Origin of the sequence: Bacillus cereus group sp. N6 (assembly GCF_016483705.1) — a bacterium.
Lineage (GTDB): Bacteria > Bacillota > Bacilli > Bacillales > Bacillaceae_G > Bacillus_A > Bacillus_A wiedmannii.
This window is the reverse complement of record NZ_JAEHBI010000142.1, coordinates 1-2,266: the sequence shown is the minus strand read 5'-3', so window position 1 is coordinate 2,266 and position 2,266 is coordinate 1. Positions and strand designations below refer to the sequence as shown.

Genomic DNA, 2,266 nt, shown 5'->3' with positions numbered 1-2,266 from the left:
AACATTAAGTTCACTTCAGTTCATGTTAACTATTGCAAAAAGGGGTTATAGTAATAACATAAAGAATTAACGAAAGGACAACTGAACGAAACGGTTGCTCTTTTGTTTATGTGTGAGTATTAAAATATCACGTACCGTATTATGTTATAAATTTTAAACCAACGCAATTATCGTAGGGGCTGCCGTGATCTGGGTGGCGTCTTGTTTGTTGTTAGGGGATTAGCAAAAAAAACAAAAATTTGAAGGAGAACCAAAAACATAAAAGTGAAATAACAATACCGATGAAAAGGGAATATTTTAGAATTTGCATATAGGCTCCTTGTAGATATAGATAGAAAATAATTTTGAGTTCAAAATAGGTAAAGGAATGAAAAATGCAAGTGCAATGCGAGGTAGATAATTTTGATGATAAATTTGCAGTATGCATTCTTTACCCTTCACGAAGAAATAATATGTTAGGATGAAGCGCAAATGTATTTGTCACATTGTTTAAACAGCGAGATGTAGTTAATGGAAGGAGCATGTGCAAATCATATCATATGTTTTTCATCCACTCTTACTATTTGCCGATTTTTGGTTTTTAATACCAAAGTGGTGAATATAAATTAGTAAACACCCATTTGGGTGTTTTTTGCTAGGGAAAAGATAAGGAGGAGAGGGATGAGTAACGTTGATATAGATTTACAAAAGAAGGTCGATGCGCTCGGTCTTCATGTTGTGGATGATGTAGTTTATAACGAGAATCTTAAAGCATATGAGCGAGTTGGGATCGATGTAACACACCTTACATATTATAAGTGGTATGGAAAATGTTTCGTTCCATATTCAAAAGACTATTTACTAAGTTCAACAATGAAAGAGCTATTAAAAAGGGATAACGAAAAATATAAACAATACAATTACACTTTTTTAGCTCGATTTAAGGGAAGGTTGGATGTATGGATATTGAAGGGAAAACTGAAATTGTTAGGGGGATTAGCAAAGTGGAGATGGAAACAATCAAAGGATGGAGAGTGATGGAATAACTATAACAAAAGAAACTAGTGGCGTATTTTTTTACTAGGAATTATACAGTATGTTCTCCATCCTTCAGGGAGAAATAAAATGACTAAGGAGAAGAACAAACGTATTTTCCATAGTTTATCTGTAGATAGGGGACAGTCAAACAAGGACTAATACTATCGTCTGTTCTTCTTCCATTCTTAATATGTGTTATGGGTTGGTTTCTTATACCAATAATAATGAATACGACAAAAAAAGAGACGCAGGGAGGCATCTCTTTTTTTCATATGCACAAAGATAATGAGAGAATGAATGGATATATATATCATTCTCTTTTTGGTAAGGAATACCTTTTTGTTATTTTAAAAGTTTTTCCTAACAACTTAACAAAACAAACAAAAATACAGGTAGTTAACAAGGTGAAGTTTATGCAAGGAATAAGGAAAAGTGATTGGTATAAATGTTGTTAAATCAACGATGTATAAAATCTGTATAAAGGCGTAAAACAAGAATCGCTCAACTATACGTATTTCCCGTGTTAATGACTGTCATATAATAACTATTATGTAAACTAAAACTGTAAGGTCTATTCATTTACCTGTATAAATTAAATTCACCTATAAAATTATTAAAATAAGATTCTTTTAGCAGCCATTCGGGTGATTTTTATTTTGGTTAAGGAGTGAAAAAAATGAAACTAAATAAACAAGAACAAACAGTTATTATCGGTAATTTAATCAATAATGTTATCGGTGTGGAGTTAGCAAAGCAACACATTGATCCACAGAAATTAGAGAAGGCTGTAGCATTACATAACGAAATGAATGATGATATGACACCGAAGCAAGTAAGAGAAGCGCTTATTAATATACTGGATAAAGCGATAGATGAATTCCTAATTCCTAGGGCGTAAGGAGTGAGACAGATGGACAGTGTTTTAAACGGTAGGGTTGCTGCACTTGGTCTTATACCTATTGATAAGAAAGCATACATCAAATACCTTAAGCCTAATGAGAAAGCGTACAAGAAGTCTGGGATTGATGTTAGTCGATTCAAATATTATAAGCTGTATGACCAAAAGCCAATGTTTTATTCTATAGAATATCTCATGCAAACACCAATAAAAGATTTGTTGGAAAGAGATAGAGAGAATCAAAGGAGTTTGGTAAAGACAAATGAAAGAGTATAAAACCAAACAACAGAAGCGTAAGTTCTATGACAGTGGTGAGTGGAAGAGGATACGAGAACAAGTAAAGAAGCGTGA

At 32.8% G+C, this 2,266-nt stretch carries 3 protein-coding genes and 1 pseudogene; all 4 read left to right on the top strand.

Translation table 11 applies throughout. The annotated features are described in order from the left end of the window. The first annotated feature begins 660 nt into the window (after nucleotides 1-660). Complete coding sequence (locus JDS99_RS30425; protein WP_199696444.1) at nucleotides 661-1,017, top strand: hypothetical protein; 357 nt, start codon at nucleotides 661-663, stop codon at nucleotides 1,015-1,017. Between the two features lie 676 nt (nucleotides 1,018-1,693). Further along, nucleotides 1,694-1,915: a hypothetical protein gene (locus tag JDS99_RS30420; RefSeq protein WP_199696443.1), complete on the top strand. Its 222-nt coding sequence runs from the start codon at nucleotides 1,694-1,696 to the stop codon at nucleotides 1,913-1,915. 12 nt (nucleotides 1,916-1,927) lie between these two features. Then, on the top strand, nucleotides 1,928-2,191 hold the full coding sequence (locus tag JDS99_RS30415) for a hydrolase (RefSeq protein WP_199696442.1): 264 nt from the start codon (nucleotides 1,928-1,930) through the stop codon (nucleotides 2,189-2,191). Then, nucleotides 2,178-2,266: pseudogene (locus tag JDS99_RS30410) on the top strand (HNH endonuclease); the annotation flags it as partial. The gene JDS99_RS30415 and the pseudogene JDS99_RS30410, both read left to right, overlap by 14 nt.